We start from the raw sequence: 16,813 nt of genomic DNA on the forward strand, positions 1-16,813 counted from the left end.
GGAAAGAAAGCATAGAATATCCCAGTGATCGAATATCTTGAAAACGACTAGATTCACTCTCCGCTGCTTCATCGGAACTTTTTTACATTTCCAAAATGTGATACAACAATGGTATCCAATTGATCCCCTATTTCTTTAAAGGGAAGATTTAAGTCCAAAGTCCGAACACTGATTTGGTTGCCGTGCATTTGATAAACATTGTCTGGTTGAAGCACTTCATCTGTCTTTGCGTACAGCAACATGCCCGATACTTTGCTACCATTTTTTTGACTTTGATATTCTCTATTTTTGACATAGGTAAAAATCTGATACAGATTATTTGAGTGAAGAGAATACTTTCTAAAATTCATCTGTGTTGTACTTTTATAATATTTCGCATCAATAATCAAGATAGCACTCTCTTTTTGAAGCTGAATATCACTTTGCATGACCGGAAGCATCTCACCGCTACCATCGTCTAGCGCCCACGGTATCTGTGCTGCATTCGCATTCAATTCTGGGTAATGTTTTTTATAATACTCAAGGATAAATTTTTCGTACAATCGGTTCATTCGTCGCTCATCTAAGAAACTCATCATCTTCATGTTACCATCTGATGTTGTTTGCAATAAACCTTTTACCACTAAATAGCAAATGGCAATCATCATTCTATAAGATTGATTATTTTTGTTGTATTGCAGATTCCAGTTAACAGTTTCCAAATCAATCGGTTCAACATCACGGAAATAAACCATCAATTTCCGCAATTCTTTCTTCCTATCCTTGGAAATATCTGCTTTCAACAGAAGATTGACCGTTGATTTTATAATACGGTTCATCCTATTATTTACTGAAAACTCTTCATAAGTACAAAATATTTTCTTCCCAAGGGTACTTTGACTTTTGATTGACTCTGTAAGCTCAATTTTCCCCCTTAGTGTAGAGAGTTCTTCCATTTTGGAAAGGTATTCCTTTCCCAAGCCCCTCTTAAGCTGTATAGCAATTCCTTTAGCCAAGATAGCACTCATCAAATCAGCCGTATGACAGAATTCCTCTGTGGCAAGTTTCTGATACCCCTGTCCCCTAAGAACCTTAAAAGCATAAGTCAGCATGTAATAAACATTCTTTATCGGTATCACTTAATCGCACTCCTTAGATTGCTACTCCATTCTCTAACTAAGCTGGGCTCATCAAACCAATACTCCTTTAAAAGAGGTATCAGCTCATACTCTACAATACTCGAAAGAACTTGTTGGTCGATACTATTCGGTGTTAGATTACAAAAATAACTATGGCCTATGCAAAAACCCTCTCCTAAACTTTCATCAGAAGCGATGATTTCATTTAGATTCTTCACAGTATTTAGTAATGTATCAAATTGATCATTCTGCAAGTTTGATTGATAGTCTTTAAAACCATCCGAATCAAATCCTGGTTTCAGCTCAAGAAATGCAAATCTTCGTCTCAAGGCAAAATCTAGCATGGCTAAGCTACGATCGGCAGTATTCATCATACCAATAATGTATAAGTTCTCCGGAATTGAAAACTGTTCATCCGAATAAAGAAGCTGTAGATCTCTTCCTCGCTTATCCATTTCGATAAGCATGAACAATTCACCAAATATTTTGCTCAAATTTCCTCGATTAATTTCGTCAATGATAAAGAAATAATCATTGCTTTCATCGCCCTCGGCTTGTTTACAAAATTGATAGAAGGGACCTTTTCTTAGTTCAAAACCACTGGCAGAAGGTCTAAATCCCATAATAAAGTCTTCGTAAGAGTAACTTTGGTGAAACTGAACCATCTTTACCCTATCGATCGCTTTTTCACCCATCAGTGAGTAGGCTAATCGATCAGCAGTAAATGTTTTTCCAACACCCGGAGCCCCCTCCAATATGATGTTCTTCTTAAGACGAAGAATCGTTGCCAATCTATCATAATCATCTGCTGACACAAAAACTTCTTTTAGAAAATCTTCCCTAGTATAGCTAGTATCCACTTTTTCTGATTCTTTAGTGTCTTCCGATGCTAGATTGTATGTAGGTGCTGAACTCTCACTAACTTCCTTTTTTGCTTGTTTTTCTTTTTTCACTTGTTTAGACTTCCACGCTGCAAAAGACAATTCATTGAAGTTTTTCAATTCAGACTGTGGACTATCTAAATAGTTTTTAAGTGATTCAACAATAGAAAAATAGTCTGATGCAGAAATTTTCGAATGGATTCTTGGGAGTTTATGGACTAATTCCAGAGGTAATTTCCCGGATTCGTAAATATACTCCTTGTTTGGTCTATCTATATTTAAAAACGAATTGGAGGCAATCCAATATAAGCCCATCGTAACTTTAGCATTGCCATTGTTTTTTCTATTGATGACTTTATCAAAATAACGTGAGAAATAATCCTTATTTTCAGATGTTGAATTTTCAGAATAGGCCAATGTAGCTACAAAAAGCTCCCACAAATCATCAATATCACTATCCCCTCTATCTGTATAAAAAAGGTAGTAGATCGCATTCTGTTTATTGAGAACGGGAATACTGTCGAATGAAGTCGGAATGTCATGGGATAATTCGAATAATTCTGCAATAGCAGTCAAAATTTTAATCCGATTTTCATTTTTCAGCCCTTTATTGAATAGACCAAAAATTGTAAAAGGGTCAATATCCATGATATTATTGTCCTTGTCCAAGGTTGGCATTGAAATACCCGTCATTTGATAAATTGCCTTAACCTTTTGGATAAGCTCTGCCCTTTTCTCTTTATAGCTCACAAGTTTAAACGCAAATTCCTTATAAAAATCTACCCAATCAAATTGTCCTGCTTGTTCCATTTTAAACCTCATATTCTACCTCCCTTGTTATGTTTGATGCACTAACTTATATTATTAACTAATATTATAGCACGAAAGCCTTCCCAATGCGATGCAACCTTGCTACAAATGTACGAATAAAGATTTCACTATCTTGAATAAACTTTTACAGCACACAAAAAGGCGACCTTTGTCGCCTCAAATGATTCCTTCTGATACTTTGAAATTCAATAATGAATCTATTCGATTCACTTTTTTTCTTCATTATGAAGTTTCATTTCAATCTCCTTTGTAGATATGTCGTGAGGAAGAGGAAATATATTCGTGTAGCCCTCATCACAAAAGAGAACCTTCTGATCTGATGGAAACCATTCCCGAAGCCAGAGGATATAGGCGGCATAATCTTGTAACCGATTTTTTGAATCAAAGTAGTTTATAACGAAGACATCATTTTTTCGATTCAAAGCACCCTCAACTGAGACCTCGGGACTTTGGTAATCCCATAAAAGACGATAGGCTTTTTCATGATCGTTTTCTTCCCTTATAATCACACCTGAATACCTATCTCTCAGCGAAGCACAAAATGCTTGGATATCAAATTCTGCATTTTCATAACCATCTAAAAAGATAAAATCTGCTGAACTCATGACTCTCCTCCTCTCTTTGAAAGCCTGATATTATTTTATCATAAATTAAAAAATTTCTTAGAATCAAATTAAATTCCACCTCCTAAACTTGAAAAATAATTTATTTCCACCACACAAAAAACCCACCCTCATGGGCAGGTTTCTGATTTATATTGTTCAGCTAGATTAAGCTTTACCTTCTGAACCGAATACGTCGATACGTTCTTCAACTGATGCTTGGATAGCTTTTACACCGTCAGCCAAGAATTTACGTGGGTCGAAGAGTTTTTTCTTGTCGTATTCTGCTTCGTTAGCTTCGTAGTCACGAGCAAATTTACGAGTTGCGTTAGCGAATGCGATTTGGCATTCAGTGTTAACGTTAACTTTTGCAACACCAAGTTTGATAGCTGCTTGGATTTGGTCATCAGGGATACCTGAACCACCGTGCAATACGATTGGGAATCCTGGTACAGCTTCAGTCAATTTTTGCAAGTGGTCAAGGTGAAGACCTTTCCAGTTTGCAGGGTATGGACCGTGGATGTTACCGATACCAGCTGCCAAGAAGTCGATACCAGTTGCAACCATTGCTTTAGCATCTTCGATTGGAGCCAATTCACCATCACCGATGATTCCGTCTTCTTCACCACCGATAGTTCCAACTTCAGCTTCTACTGATACACCATTTGCGTGAGCAAATTCTACAACTTTACGAGCTTTTTCAAGGTTTTCTTCAACTGGAAGGTGTGAACCGTCAAACATAACTGAAGTATAACCAACTTGAATACACTCAAGTGCATCTTCGTAGTGACCGTGGTCAAGGTGGATAGCTACTGGTACAGTGATACCCATTGATTCAACGAGGTTAGCGATCAAGTTGCGAGCAACTTTGTAACCACCCATGTATTTAGCAGCACCCATTGAAGTTTGGATCAAAACTGGAGCTTTTTTAGCTTCTGCTGCACGCAAGATAGCTTGAGTCCACTCAAGGTTGTTTGTGTTAAATCCACCAACTGCATAACCGTTGTCACGAGCTGCTTGGACAAATTTTTCTGCTGAAACGATTGCCATTTGTCAGGCCTCCTATATATTTTTTGGGACATCCCATTTACATTGTTCATTTTATCACTTTTTGACAAAAAAAGCTAGTTTTTCCCATACTTTAGATTGAATTTCTTCCAATCTAATCAATGTAAACCCTTTCTTCTCCTTAGCTCTGAGTGACTTTGGGATAACGTATAAAGAAGGTCAAGCGATCGCCCTGCATCTCAAAATGATAAGGTAATTTCTCATGTTCTAATAAACTTTTGACCACAAAGAGTCCCATCCCTGAACCCTTGGCCTTGCGACTAGCATTTTCAGAAAAAGACTGGACCAGCTTTTCTTGTTCTTCAGGACTACAGCTATTCTCAATAAAGAGTTCCCCTTCTCTCTCCCCTATGCGAACCAAGCCACCTGGAGTGGAGTGCTTGATAGCATTGCTGATGAGATTCGATAGGATTAGTTTCATGACAGATGGGTTTATGTAAGACTGCTGATGGGTTAGGCTAATGTCTACATGAAGTTCTCTCTCCTTGGCTAGCAAGGCATAATCCTTAACCAGGCTTTGCGTCATCTGAAGGAGATCAACCTCTTCTTTCTCCTCTCGAATTTCCTGCACAGAAGAGAGAGAAAGTATCTGGAGAACGTGGTGACTGAGGTCGTCCACAATCCCCAAGGCTACTCCCAGATAGTGGTCTCTATCCTTGTAACGACCGATATTTTCTTTCATATTTTCGATTAGGATCTTCAAACTAGCCAGAGGTGTTTTCAATTCATGAGAGGCCCCTCGTAGGAATTCGACCTTCATCTTTTCAAGCTGGAGAATAGCTTCATTCTTGTCATGCAAGTCCGCAATAACTGTCAAAAGGTGCTGGTAGAGGCTATTGATTTGTTCCTTGAGATCACCAATTTCATCCTTAGAATCCACGCGCAATCGCACTTGGGCATCCAAATCCATCATCCGACGGGTCACCCGCTTGATTTCCAAAATCGGGGCAACAATGGTCCGAGCATAGATGTAAGCAACCAAGAGGGAAATCAGAAAGGATGCCAGTAAGGTATAGGGGAGAAACTGAAGACTAATCTGCTCTGCTTCCTTTTGCAAATCCATAGAAGCTAGAAACTGGAGAGTCATAGTGCTACCGTCTTGCGTTTTCACCTCGCGTTCTTCAATGAAGAGTGAAGTTGTCTGGCGAGCTGTATCTAGTGGAAAATTATCCTTAACCTCTAACTTGTCCTCAGTCATCTCACCCTTAACAGACCCTTTGATATCACTGGTCTGGGAATACAAGTCTAACACTTGCTCGATACTTTGCTTATCCTTTCCTTCTAGGGACTGGGAAATGGCTGTCGCTTTCTGACCAATGGTTTCCTGACGATGACTCAGATAAGTTGAGGGAAAGAGAAAATAAATGGCTAAATGAAGACAGACGACCAGAACACTAAAAATCGAGAAAGTATAGATAAATATCTTTGTAAATAAACCTGTTCGTTTCATTTTCTCTCCAATTTATAACCAACATTGCGCACAGTGAGGATACAATCCAAGTCTAACTTTTTCCGCAGTTCCTTGATATAAACATCAATGACACGGTCAAAGGGAACCTCATCTGTCACCTTCCAGACGGCATCGATTATCTGAGAACGAGTCAAGGCCCGTCCTTCATTTTTTACAAGATAGTCCAAAATTTCCAACTCTTTAGCATTGATAGCCACTTCTTCTCCTGATAGGGTTGCACTATAGCTCTCAAAGTCCACCTTGGCATCCTTATAGGAGAAGACTCGTCCCGTATCGTAGTAGCGCTTGAAAATCGCGTCCACCCTTACCTTTAAGAGAGACAGGGAGAAGGGTTTTTCCAGATAGCCGTCTGCCAGAGAGGCAAAAGCACTCATTTTGTATTCTTCATCCTGAAAGGCGGTTAACATCAGGACAGGAACCTGACTAGTCTTACGAATCTCAGCTAGGACTTCTAGGCCATTAAGCTTTGGCATCTGGATATCTAGCAACACTAGAGCAACTTCATAGCTGGAAAATTGCTCCAATGCTTCCTGACCGTCTGCAGCCTCAATGGTTTCATAACCACAATCCGTCAAATAGTCACTGATCCCCTCACGGATCATCTCCTCATCTTCTACAATTAAAATTTTCATAGAAAAACGTTTCACATTCCTTTAAGTTTCTTGTAAATCTCTCTATTTCATCTTGATAGTATAAAGCCTTATCAAGATGAAATAGATAAAAATGCTACCTATATTATACCCCATTTAGGGGAGAATAGGTAGCAAGTTTTTTATTCGCTATCGAGCAAGAGCTCTTTTGGTTGTTTTCTGAGGAGATTGCTTGAGGCAAGCGCCATAACGAGAACCACTAGAACCAAAGCAAGGACAAAGACAATGATAAAGTCTGATGTCTGAATGGAAATGTCTAGGCTCGACAAGGTCTTGCTAAAGCCATCTACTTCTGCACCACCACCAAGGTTAGAAGCTTGAGCAGCCTTGCTGGCTTGCTTGGCAACACCTGAAGTGACATTGGCAAGAACAGTATTTCCGATGGCACGAGCTGTGTAGTTGGCTAGGAAGTAAGCAGAAACGAGAGCAGGAATGGCAATCAAGATCGATTCGGTGATGAATTGCCCCAAGATACTTGCCTGCTTGAGACCGATAGAGAGGAGGATTCCCACTTCCTTGCGACGAGCGTTGATCCAAAGACTAAGCAAGAGTGCAAGGAGAAGGACTGAGAAGCTCAAGCTACCCCAGAAGAGGAGGTTGGCCATCTTGTACATTCCAGAGATGGATTGCTCAAGAGCTGGGTAGTTAGAGGAGCTCTTCACAAGTGTGTAGCTCTTCCAGTTGATACCGCTGATACCATTCAACTCTTTCATAACATCATCCAAGTTCTTGTCCGCTGTTACAAAGAAGGTTGCGTCCCCATAAATAGCTGTGTCTTCTGTGTATCCATAAAGTTTTGCAGCAGTGTGAATGTCTGTGATAGCTGTATTTTCATAGAGTTCTTGTGAGTAGGTTACTGCTGACTTATTGTGACCATCAAAGAGCCCCTTGATTGTCACTTCGACTGTTTCCTTGGCTCCTTTTTCATTGTCTGCATCATAGACATTAGAGTCCAATTTGACCTTATCTCCAACTTTCCAGCCGTGTTTGGCTGCCAAGTCCTTGTGCATGAGAATCTTGTCTTTGTCGTCGTTGGTTAGGTGCTCACCTTCAACCAGCTTATATGAGCCAGAGACAAACTTATCTTCTTTAGAGGAGTCATTGACACCTGTAATCATCAAGCTGCTTCCAAACCGTTTGGCACGGTCAGCAGTGAGATTTTTCTTGGTTTCTGGCGTTTCGATGAGTTCATATCCAGTCAAATCTCCGATGGCGTTGATGCGTTTAACATAAGATTCGATGGCCTTATTTTCGGTGATTTTTTTGATATCCTCACCCTTGATATTCCCAGAACCACGTGGCGTTCCTTGATTGACGCGACGATTGATTTGCATGGAGAAGCTATTGGTGATATTTTTAAATGTCTCCTGAGAAGCCTTGGCAGTAGCTCCCTTGATCGACAAGCCGACCAAACTCAAGCTCGCCATGAGGAGAATAATCAGGAAGATAACAATCGATTTGAAAAACTTCCTTGTAACATAGGCAAATGCGTTGTGTAACATAGGTTCCCTTTCTAGATTTGATTCGTTTTTATCATTCTATCAAAACAAGCTCATCTTATTTTGTAGTATTGCGAGTTTCAGTCAGTTTCTTGTCCTTCAATTCAAGTGTAATATCTGACGCTTGTGCCACTTCTTTACTGTGCGTAACAACGATGACACATTTACCTGTTTTCTCGGCAAGTGATTTGAGCAGTTCGATAATATCTCCAGCAGTTTTAGGGTCCAGATTTCCTGTTGGCTCATCAGCTAGAATAACTGGAGCTTCTGATACCAAACTGCGAGCGATGGCAACACGTTGTTGTTGACCACCTGATAACTGGAGAACATTCCGCTTGATCTGACTTTCATCCAAACCAAGCTCAAGAAGTGTATCCTTGCTTGCCTTTTTGTTGACCAAGCGGATATTTTCCAGTGGAGAAAGGTAATCAATCAAATTATAATTTTGAAAGACCAGAGAAATATGGTGCATGCGATGGTAAGAATAGCCTTTTTCGCGAATATCATTTCCTTCAAAGAGGATTGATCCTTCGACAGGACTATCTAGACCAGCAAGCAGGGACAAGAGAGTGGATTTTCCTGCTCCTGACTCACCAATGATACTATAAAATTTCCCGGGTTCAAAATTATAATTGATCTGATATAAAACTGCTTCGGCAGTGTTCTTATAACGGTAGGTAACATCTTGCAATTGTAATAAAGTCATGATTTCTCCTTCTTAACTAATAGATGATAAAATTTCTTTCGGTGATTTTCTAAATAAGAATAGGAAACAAAGGGCTACAGACAAGCAACTAATCAGTAGCAGAAAAACATAGGATTCTGCAAAGGATAGGAGACTAGTTGATAGACCGCTTGCTTTGGCCAGCGTGTCCTGTAAGGTTGCCTGATCTCCACTGGCTAGTACAGTTTGGAGTAGATAGGATGTGATGGCATTTCCCGCAACAAATGATGGAAGCAAAGCTCCAAAAGATACCAACACCACCTCTAAACAGAACTGTAGGAAGATTGAGCTCTTGCCTTTTCCAAGTGCCAGTAAAATCCCTACTTCGTAGACCCTTTCTCTCAACCAGAGAGACAAGACCAAAATTAAGGCTCCAGCTCCAGCTATCAACATCCCATAAAGGAAGATGGTTAGGAAGGTTTGGAAGGTTGCAACTGAGTCTTTGATCTGTTCAAAGGCCTTGTTTTCCTTTTCGACTTGATAGCCTTGATTTTCCAAGGCCAAGTTTTCCACCTGCTTCATGAGACCGTCCATTTCCTTAGGATTTTCTACATAGAAGCGCGCTGCACTGACTTGAGGTTCACTATTTCCCAAAAGGGTTTGGCTACTTTCATAGTCTGTAAAGACTTGGTTTTCACTGAAGTCAGAAGACAAGCCTGTAAATTTCTCTTGTTTTTTACCAGAAAAGATGCCGACAATTTCAAACTCAACTGTCTGTCCTTTTCCAGATTCTGACTGTCCAGCATCCAAGCGAATCTTGTCATGAAGTGAAAGACCGTTCTTCTTGGCCAACTCTTCGTGGATCAGGATTTTCTTAGAGTCCCCTTTTTGAAGGTGACGCCCTTCTTTTAGATTGAAAGCTGAACTGGTAAAGGTAACATCCTTGGATGAATCCTCAAGAGCCGTTAAGCTAACCAAGTTCTTGTCCGCAGCTGACAAATCATCACGTTCTACGCTCTGCTCACCACTCACTGCTTCCTTGTCTTTCAGTTTTGCGACCGTCTCAAGTTCAGGAGAGACATTTTCCAGTCCCTTAATCTTGCTCACGGATGATAGGTCTGACAACTTGAAAGTCTGACCATTCTCTATCTTTTTGATAGAAAAAGATGTATTGAGTGATTTGTAAAGATTCGTTTCTACGGTTTTGTTGGACTTCATCAGAGTCAAACAGGCTGAAATTCCGGCCAAAAGGACCAATAAAATCAGAAATAAAATAAAACTTCTCAGTCGTTTTCTGCTGACATAAGCCCAAGCTCTTTGGATTGGATTCATTTGTCACCTCCATATTTGTAAGACTATTATAAAATCCAAATATGAAATGTTTATGAAATCAAAAAATTTTTTTGATTTATTTTTTGAAAAAAACAAAAAAGCTAGCAAGCGCTAACTTTCTTCATATAGAACGCGTTTTACCAATCAAAAACCGACTCCATTCTATAAATGATAGTTCTTGATGCCCAATACCTTCCGATATCCAAAATGCCTCCTCTAGCCTTCTTTGGAAAACAAAAAGAGCTAGCCAAAGCTAACTCTTATCCTATGCGGAGAGAGGGACTTGAACCCTCACGACCTAAAGCGGTCACAGGATCCTTAGTCCTGCGCGTCTGCCAATTCCGCCATCCCCGCGTCGATTACTTTACTAGTATATCAACTTTCAAAATCTTTGTCAACACTTTTTTCAGATTTTTTTTCATTTTTCCAAGGGAATCATTCTTTAATTTCATCAAGATTTTCATCCAACAATTTGGCTCCCAAAGTGTTCTTAAAATGTCCAAGAGCAAACTGATGATTTTCTGGCCAGATAGAGGCAACCGCAGGCTTGACAATCTCGATTTGATAACCTAGATTATAAGCATCAATAGCCGTATGAAGAACACAAATATCAGTCAGGACTCCAGTTAGGATGACTGTATCAACCCGACGTTCTCGCAAACGGATATCTAGGTCCGTTCCTGAAAATGCTGAATAGTGACGCTTGTCCATCCAAAAGACACGGCTATCCCCCTCATGTTCAGCATAAAAGTCAGCTAGGGGACCATAGAGATTACGACCACTAGTTCCGATGATGTTATGCGGTGGAAAGAGCTTGCTTTCTGGGTGGAATGTATCCTTCTCTTCATGAGCATCAATGGTGAAAAAGATATAGTCCCCACGTTCAAAAGCCAATCTGGTCACTCGATTGATTACCTCTGATATGGCTTGAGCAGGTGCCCCTGCAGTCAATTTCCCCTGATCTGCTACGAAATCCTCTGTATAGTCAATTGAGATTAAAGCCTTTGCCATTAGTAGTCCCTCTTTTTCACTTCCTCAAAGATATCTGAAATCAATACTTTTAGATAGGTTCCCTTCATTCCTAGTGAACGGCTTTCAATAATTCCTGCCGACTCTAGCTTACGGAGAGCATTGACAATCACTGAGCGCGTGATTCCAATACGATCTGCTATAACAGACGCAGTCAGCTGCCCTTCATTTCCATCCAGCTCAGCTAAAATAGCTGAAACAGCACGAAGTTCTGAGTAAGAAAGGGTATTGACCGCCATAGTAACAGCAGTACGGCGGCGGATATTTTTCTCATCTTCTTCACGTTGGAAGTTCAAGAGTTGAATCCCTACCACTGTGCTCGCAATCTCAACAAGAATCAAATCCTCATCTTCAAATTTCTTATCATTGCGCCAAATAATCAACGAACCTAGACGAATCCCTGATACATGAATCGGAGCGATGGTTGTCAAACCATCTGGAAAGTCCGCACGACTCTCTACAGGGAAAATGGTCAAATCATGTTCAATAGGAAGATTGGCCTCCGTATCGTAGATCATGTTTGCCCCTTGTACATAGTCATCTGGGAACGTCTTGGTTTGGAAAAACTGCTCTACACGGTCTGTATTGGTTTTATAGCGCATAAAGTAGCCCAAAAGACGGCCCTTGCTATTGACAATGCAGGCATTGCAATCAATAATGTCTGCTAGTTGACGTGTAATGGCATTGTATGGAAGTTCATCCTGCATTTGCTCTTCTGAGCGTTTTAAAATTGATGTAATTTTTCTTGTTTTTTCTAATAAATGTGCCATTTTTTACCTCGCATATAATCGCTTCTATTATAACATAGAAAAGTCTTTATTTCAATAATTATCTGAAAATTGCTTATTGAATTGCAATTTTTAAAAGCAAAAATATTTTATAAAAATAGCAATTTTTTATTGACATTCTGTTTGGGTTTTTATATAATATTATTATAAGAAGATGGATTAAAGTTCCCCTTCCCATCTCACCTTTCCTTTACTTTTATACATCTTCTTTTACTATCGGTCTCCTTATATAAAAAAGCGATTCATTTTGAATCGCTTTTTCTTATTTATCGCCCTTGTTACGAATAACAAATCCTGTTTTCTTTTCACTTGAAGTGTTGCGAGGTTTTTTATTGTCTTTATTACGATAGCGTCTGTCTTTATCAAAACGATCGTTTCCGCGGTTGCCTTTCTTGAAGTCATCACGGCGACCATTGCCACGGCGATCACGATCTCGACGGTCGTCTCCACGACGGCCTCCACGACCTCCCTTACCTTTGCCACCAAAGCCATTACCTGATGGTTTAAATGGCAGTGGTTTTTCACGCGCAATCTCCACTTCAGGAAGACTATCTGGATCTTGGACTGTCAGACTCAAGATATACATAGCCAATTCTTCTGGACTAAATTCGGCAGCTAACTTACGAGCATCTTTAGCAAATTTCTCAAAGTTCCCACGAATGGCTTCGTCTGCGAAATCTCGTTCGATTTTCTTGAGAGCCACTTGTTTCTTAGCTTGGAAGGCTTCGTCTGCACTAGCAGGTTTGAGACCTTTCATGCGTTTTTTAGTCAAGTTTTCGATGATTTGGAGATAGCCCATTTCGTTTGGTGATACAAAAGTAATAGACTGACCTGACTTACCAGCACGACCTGTACGACCGATACGGTGAACGTAACTTTCAGGATCTTGTGGAATATCGTAGTTGTAGACATGGGTCACACCTGAGATATCCAAACCACGTGCTGCCACGTCTGTCGCAACCAAAACATCAAGGTTCCCATTTTTAAAATCACGAAGGACACGAAGACGTTTGTTTTGGTCTAGGTCACCATGAATTCCTTCAGCACGGAAGCCACGGATTTTCAGTCCACGAGTTAATTCATCTACACGACGTTTGGTACGACCAAATACGATAGCAAGTTCTGGTTGTTCCACATCCATAAGACGTGTCATGGTATCAAATTTCTCTTGTTCCTTGACACGGATATAGTACTGATCAACCAGCTCTGTTGTCAATTCCTTGGCAGCAATCTTGACATGCTCAGGGTCCTTCATAAACTGAACACCGATACGTTTGATAGCATCTGGCATGGTTGCTGAAAAGAGCAAGGTTTGACGATTTTCAGGGACACGGGAAATGATGGCTTCGATGTCTTCAAGGAAGCCCATGTTGAGCATTTCATCCGCTTCGTCAAGGATAAGCGTTTCAATGTCTTGTAATTTCAAGGCCTTGCGTTTAATCAAGTCCAAGAGACGACCTGGTGTTCCTACCACGATGTGAGCACCAGATTTAAGAGCCTTGATTTGTTTTTCAATGCTGGAACCACCGTAAACTGAGCGAACTTTCACTCCTTTGCTACGGCCAAAGCGGAAGAGTTCCTCTTGGCTTTGGACAGCGAGCTCACGAGTTGGAGCGATGACCAAGGCTTGGATGGTCGCTTCTTCTGTACGGATTTTTTCAAGGGTTGGCAAGCCAAAGGCTGCCGTTTTTCCTGTACCAGTCTGAGCTTGACCGATAACGTCTTTTCCTTCGAGAGCCAAGGGAATAGTCTGTTCTTGGATGGGACTTGCTTCTACAAATCCAGCTTTTTCAATCTCTGCTAGCAAATCAGCAGACAAGTTAAATTCATTAAATTTCACGTTTTTCTTCTTTCTAAAGATGGTGCGAAGCCATCCTATAGCGCGTAGTGTATACTTTTCTTTTCATGACGTATCTTCTACAAAAACGAGATACCGTGTTGCTTCTTTTCCACGAAAGAAAAGTACGAGTTTCTTTGCAACTTATCTAGTATAACACAAGAGCGGGGCAAAAGATAGCAGAATTCGTTTCTAAACTTATGTAAACGATTTCCCATAAATATGAATACACCCTTACATAGCTCATTTCTCCCGTAGCAGATTTGTGCAAAAAGTGTTTTCTTGTGCTAGAATGAAAATCAAATAGGAGGACTATGAATGTTAACATATGATTTAATCGTTATTGGATTTGGTAAAGCTGGTAAAACACTAGCTGGTAAATTAGCTTCAGCTGGAAAAAAAGTAGCTCTTATCGAACGTAGCAAAACTATGTACGGTGGAACTTGTATCAACATCGGTTGTATCCCAACCAAAACCTTGCTAGTCGCTGCTGAGAAAGACTTGTCTTTTGAAGAAGTCATTGCTACCAAAAATACTATCACTAGTCGCCTCAACGGTAAAAACTATGCTACTGTTGCGGGTACAGGTGTGGATATCTTTGATGCGGAAGCTCACTTCCTTTCAAACAAAGTCATCGAAATCCAAGCTGGTGATGAAAAACAAGAATTGACTGCTGAAACTATCGTTATCAACACTGGTGCTGTTTCAAACGTCTTGCCAATCCCTGGACTTGCTACAAGTAAGAACGTCTTTGACTCGACAGGTATCCAAAATTTGGATAAATTGCCTGAAAAGCTTGGAGTCCTTGGTGGCGGAAATATCGGTCTTGAATTTGCTGGTCTTTACAACAAACTCGGCAGCAAGGTAACAGTTCTAGATGCCTTAGATACTTTCCTACCTCGAGCAGAACCTTCCATCGCAGCTCTTGCAAAACAATACATGGAAGAAGACGGTATTGAATTGCTTCAAAACATCCGTACTACTGAAATCAAAAACGACGGTGACCAAGTTCTCGTCGTAACTGAAAACGAAACGTACCGTTTCGACGCCCTTCTCTATGCAACTGGACGTAAACCAAACGTAGAACCACTTCAACTTGAGAATACAGATATTGAACTAACGGAGCGTGGTGCTATCAAAGTAGACAAACATTGTCAAACAAACGTTCCTGGTGTCTTTGCAGTCGGAGACGTCAACGGTGGACCTCAATTCACCTACATTTCACTTGATGACTTCCGTGTTGTCTACAGCTACCTTGCTGGAGATGGCAGCTACACACTTGAAGACCGTCTCAATGTGCCAAATACTATGTTCATCACACCTGCACTTTCACAAGTTGGCTTGACTGAAAGCCAAGCAGCTGAGTTGAAACTTCCATACGCAGTGAAGGAAATTCCTGTTGCTGCCATGCCTCGTGGTCATGTAAATGGAGACCTTCGTGGAGCCTTCAAAGCTGTTGTCAATACTGAAACAAAAGAAATTCTTGGAGCAAGCATCTTCTCGGAAGGTTCTCAAGAAATCATCAACATCATCACTGTTGCGATGGACAACAAGATCCCTTACACTTACTTCACAAAACAAATCTTCACTCACCCAACCTTGGCTGAGAACTTGAATGACTTGTTTGCGATTTAAGATTTCAAATATTCTACACAAGACAAGTATCCATTTTGGTGCTTGTCTTTTTCTATCCAGTCCATAGTTTCCTTACAAGATTATTTGTGCTTTTAGCTGTAAAAGCTTATAATATAGGTGTAGGATGTTGTCTTCATTTTCTGTTCAAAGAGGAGGCTAATCAAATGGGAAAGCAAGTTAAATCACAAAAACACACTCCTTTTTCCTTCCTATCCAAAGAAAAAAGTACGGCTGTGAAAACACTGGTTTTCTGTGTTAGTACAGTCTTCATTTTTCTCCTACTTTGTTGGATGCTTTTTCGCTTGATTTCACCTCAAAAACAGCGATTTACAGTCAATCAGACTGTTGATTTTTACCTTGTTAATTCGAAATCAATCCAAAGTTATCAGTTGCAAAACGATCAGTTTCAGCTCACGAAGACTGAGGACATCTCCATTGCAGAAGATGTCAATTTCTGGTTTCCTCAGGGACGGTTTGACAATCGCTATCTCGTCTTCTCATCTGGAAATACTAGAGGGAAAGCATCCACTCAGAACATTGTATCCCTTGACTTTCAGACAGGGGACATCCGAAAAACTTCAACTCCCTTCTATGCTTATTCGGGAGCTGGAGTATCAGACAAGTTCTTCTACACAGGCCAAACTACAACTGAGGATGGGGTTCTCAGCATGTTTGATATCTCAGGAAAGTTGATTACTCAAAAAACATTCTCCGAATCCACTTCCTTTCCGATCCAGTTTCATGGAAGAGGGAATCGCCTCTACCTCGGCCTGGGATTTCACGATGAGTCTCGCCAACGACCCGCTTTAGTCTTCGATGGTTATTTAGTTGAATTAGACGAAAATAATCAACTAAAAGAATTGTCTCGCACACCTCTGACAAGCGAAGGCAAGATCGTTGAAATGTTAACTTCTTCTGAATTAATCGGTGACAATTATTACAGTAGTGTTGCTTATACCCGAAATACAGAAACCTTTTCTAAGGATCCAGACAATCGCATACTTGTCATGAACTTGTCTAGTAAGGAAAAGCACTTCATCACGCTACCAGAGAACAATCCAAATCTTCTTTATAAAACACCGAAAGAAGACCAATTGATTGTAAAACATGAGGCGGATGGAAATGATCGCTGTGCCTTATCTATTGTCAATCTCTCTGATGAATCCAGCTATCTGATTAATGTCAGAAAAGATTTGCCTGACTCTACAGAAGAGATAATACACATCGATGCAAGTTTGACAAACAAGGTATTGATTGTAACCAATCAACATTTGTTATTGTATTCTCTAGAAAATGGCCAACTTCTAACCAAAACAAAACTGGAACTGAAACAAAACGACTTCCCAATCGCAACTTGGTTTCAGAACTAATCACTCACAGCCCTCTTCGGGCTGTTTTTGTTTCTGCG

At 40.3% G+C, this 16,813-nt stretch carries 14 protein-coding genes and 1 tRNA gene; 2 read left to right on the plus strand and 13 right to left on the minus strand.

From position 1 onward, the window contains the following. Positions 1 to 68 precede the first annotated feature (68 nt). From mcrC to GOM47_RS07180, 13 genes are all read right to left on the minus strand, one after another. Positions 69 to 1,118, minus strand: coding sequence for a 5-methylcytosine-specific restriction endonuclease system specificity protein McrC (gene mcrC, locus GOM47_RS07120; RefSeq protein ID WP_235080336.1), 1,050 nt, complete (start codon positions 1,116 to 1,118; stop codon positions 69 to 71). Next, positions 1,115 to 2,809: an AAA family ATPase gene (locus GOM47_RS07125; RefSeq protein WP_235080337.1), complete on the minus strand. Its 1,695-nt coding sequence runs from the start codon at positions 2,807 to 2,809 to the stop codon at positions 1,115 to 1,117. The genes mcrC and GOM47_RS07125 overlap by 4 nt, the downstream gene beginning before the upstream one ends. Before the next feature lie 227 nt (positions 2,810 to 3,036). After that, the gene (locus tag GOM47_RS07130; RefSeq protein ID WP_235080338.1) at positions 3,037 to 3,435 is read right to left on the minus strand and encodes a hypothetical protein; all 399 of its coding nucleotides are present in this window, start codon (positions 3,433 to 3,435) and stop codon (positions 3,037 to 3,039) included. Positions 3,436 to 3,600: 165 nt separating this feature from the next. Beyond that, a complete protein-coding gene (locus GOM47_RS07135) occupies positions 3,601 to 4,482 on the minus strand; it encodes a class II fructose-bisphosphate aldolase (protein ID WP_001019005.1) in 882 nt (293 codons plus the stop codon). Between the two features lie 139 nt (positions 4,483 to 4,621). After that, the gene (gene vncS, locus GOM47_RS07140; protein WP_235080339.1) at positions 4,622 to 5,950 is read right to left on the minus strand and encodes a sensor histidine kinase VncS; all 1,329 of its coding nucleotides are present in this window, start codon (positions 5,948 to 5,950) and stop codon (positions 4,622 to 4,624) included. Continuing rightward, on the minus strand, positions 5,947 to 6,603 hold the full coding sequence (gene vncR, locus GOM47_RS07145) for a response regulator transcription factor VncR (protein ID WP_235080340.1): 657 nt from the start codon (positions 6,601 to 6,603) through the stop codon (positions 5,947 to 5,949). The genes vncS and vncR overlap by 4 nt, the downstream gene beginning before the upstream one ends. A gap of 140 nt (positions 6,604 to 6,743) precedes the next feature. Continuing rightward, on the minus strand, positions 6,744 to 8,123 hold the full coding sequence (vex3, locus tag GOM47_RS07150; RefSeq protein ID WP_061426954.1) for an ABC transporter permease subunit Vex3: 1,380 nt from the start codon (positions 8,121 to 8,123) through the stop codon (positions 6,744 to 6,746). Positions 8,124 to 8,178: 55 nt separating this feature from the next. Then, the gene (gene vex2 / locus GOM47_RS07155; protein WP_235080341.1) at positions 8,179 to 8,826 is read right to left on the minus strand and encodes an ABC transporter ATP-binding subunit Vex2; all 648 of its coding nucleotides are present in this window, start codon (positions 8,824 to 8,826) and stop codon (positions 8,179 to 8,181) included. A gap of 12 nt (positions 8,827 to 8,838) precedes the next feature. Then, a complete protein-coding gene (locus GOM47_RS07160) occupies positions 8,839 to 10,116 on the minus strand; it encodes an ABC transporter permease (protein ID WP_235080342.1) in 1,278 nt (425 codons plus the stop codon). Positions 10,117 to 10,384: 268 nt separating this feature from the next. Beyond that, positions 10,385 to 10,470 (minus strand) — tRNA-Leu (locus tag GOM47_RS07165). Between the two features lie 81 nt (positions 10,471 to 10,551). Next, a complete protein-coding gene (locus tag GOM47_RS07170; RefSeq protein WP_235080343.1) occupies positions 10,552 to 11,127 on the minus strand; it encodes a cysteine hydrolase family protein in 576 nt (191 codons plus the stop codon). Continuing rightward, positions 11,127 to 11,915 carry a GTP-sensing pleiotropic transcriptional regulator CodY gene (gene codY, locus GOM47_RS07175; RefSeq protein ID WP_235080344.1) on the minus strand — a complete coding sequence of 263 codons (789 nt, stop codon included), beginning with the start codon at positions 11,913 to 11,915 and terminating at the stop codon, positions 11,127 to 11,129. The genes GOM47_RS07170 and codY overlap by 1 nt, the downstream gene beginning before the upstream one ends. Before the next feature lie 280 nt (positions 11,916 to 12,195). Then, positions 12,196 to 13,773, minus strand: coding sequence for a DEAD/DEAH box helicase (locus GOM47_RS07180; protein WP_235080345.1), 1,578 nt, complete (start codon positions 13,771 to 13,773; stop codon positions 12,196 to 12,198). A gap of 315 nt (positions 13,774 to 14,088) precedes the next feature. On the opposite strand from GOM47_RS07180, the gene GOM47_RS07185 reads away from it, so the two are divergent. Next, positions 14,089 to 15,405 (plus strand): FAD-containing oxidoreductase, encoded by a 1,317-nt coding sequence (locus GOM47_RS07185; protein WP_235080346.1) that lies wholly within the window; start codon positions 14,089 to 14,091, stop codon positions 15,403 to 15,405. Between the two features lie 164 nt (positions 15,406 to 15,569). After that, a complete protein-coding gene (locus GOM47_RS07190) occupies positions 15,570 to 16,775 on the plus strand; it encodes a hypothetical protein (protein ID WP_235080347.1) in 1,206 nt (401 codons plus the stop codon). The last annotated feature ends 38 nt before the right edge of the window (positions 16,776 to 16,813 follow it).

The sequence above is a fragment of the Streptococcus oralis genome, assembly GCF_021497945.1.
Lineage (GTDB): Bacteria > Bacillota > Bacilli > Lactobacillales > Streptococcaceae > Streptococcus > Streptococcus oralis_BR.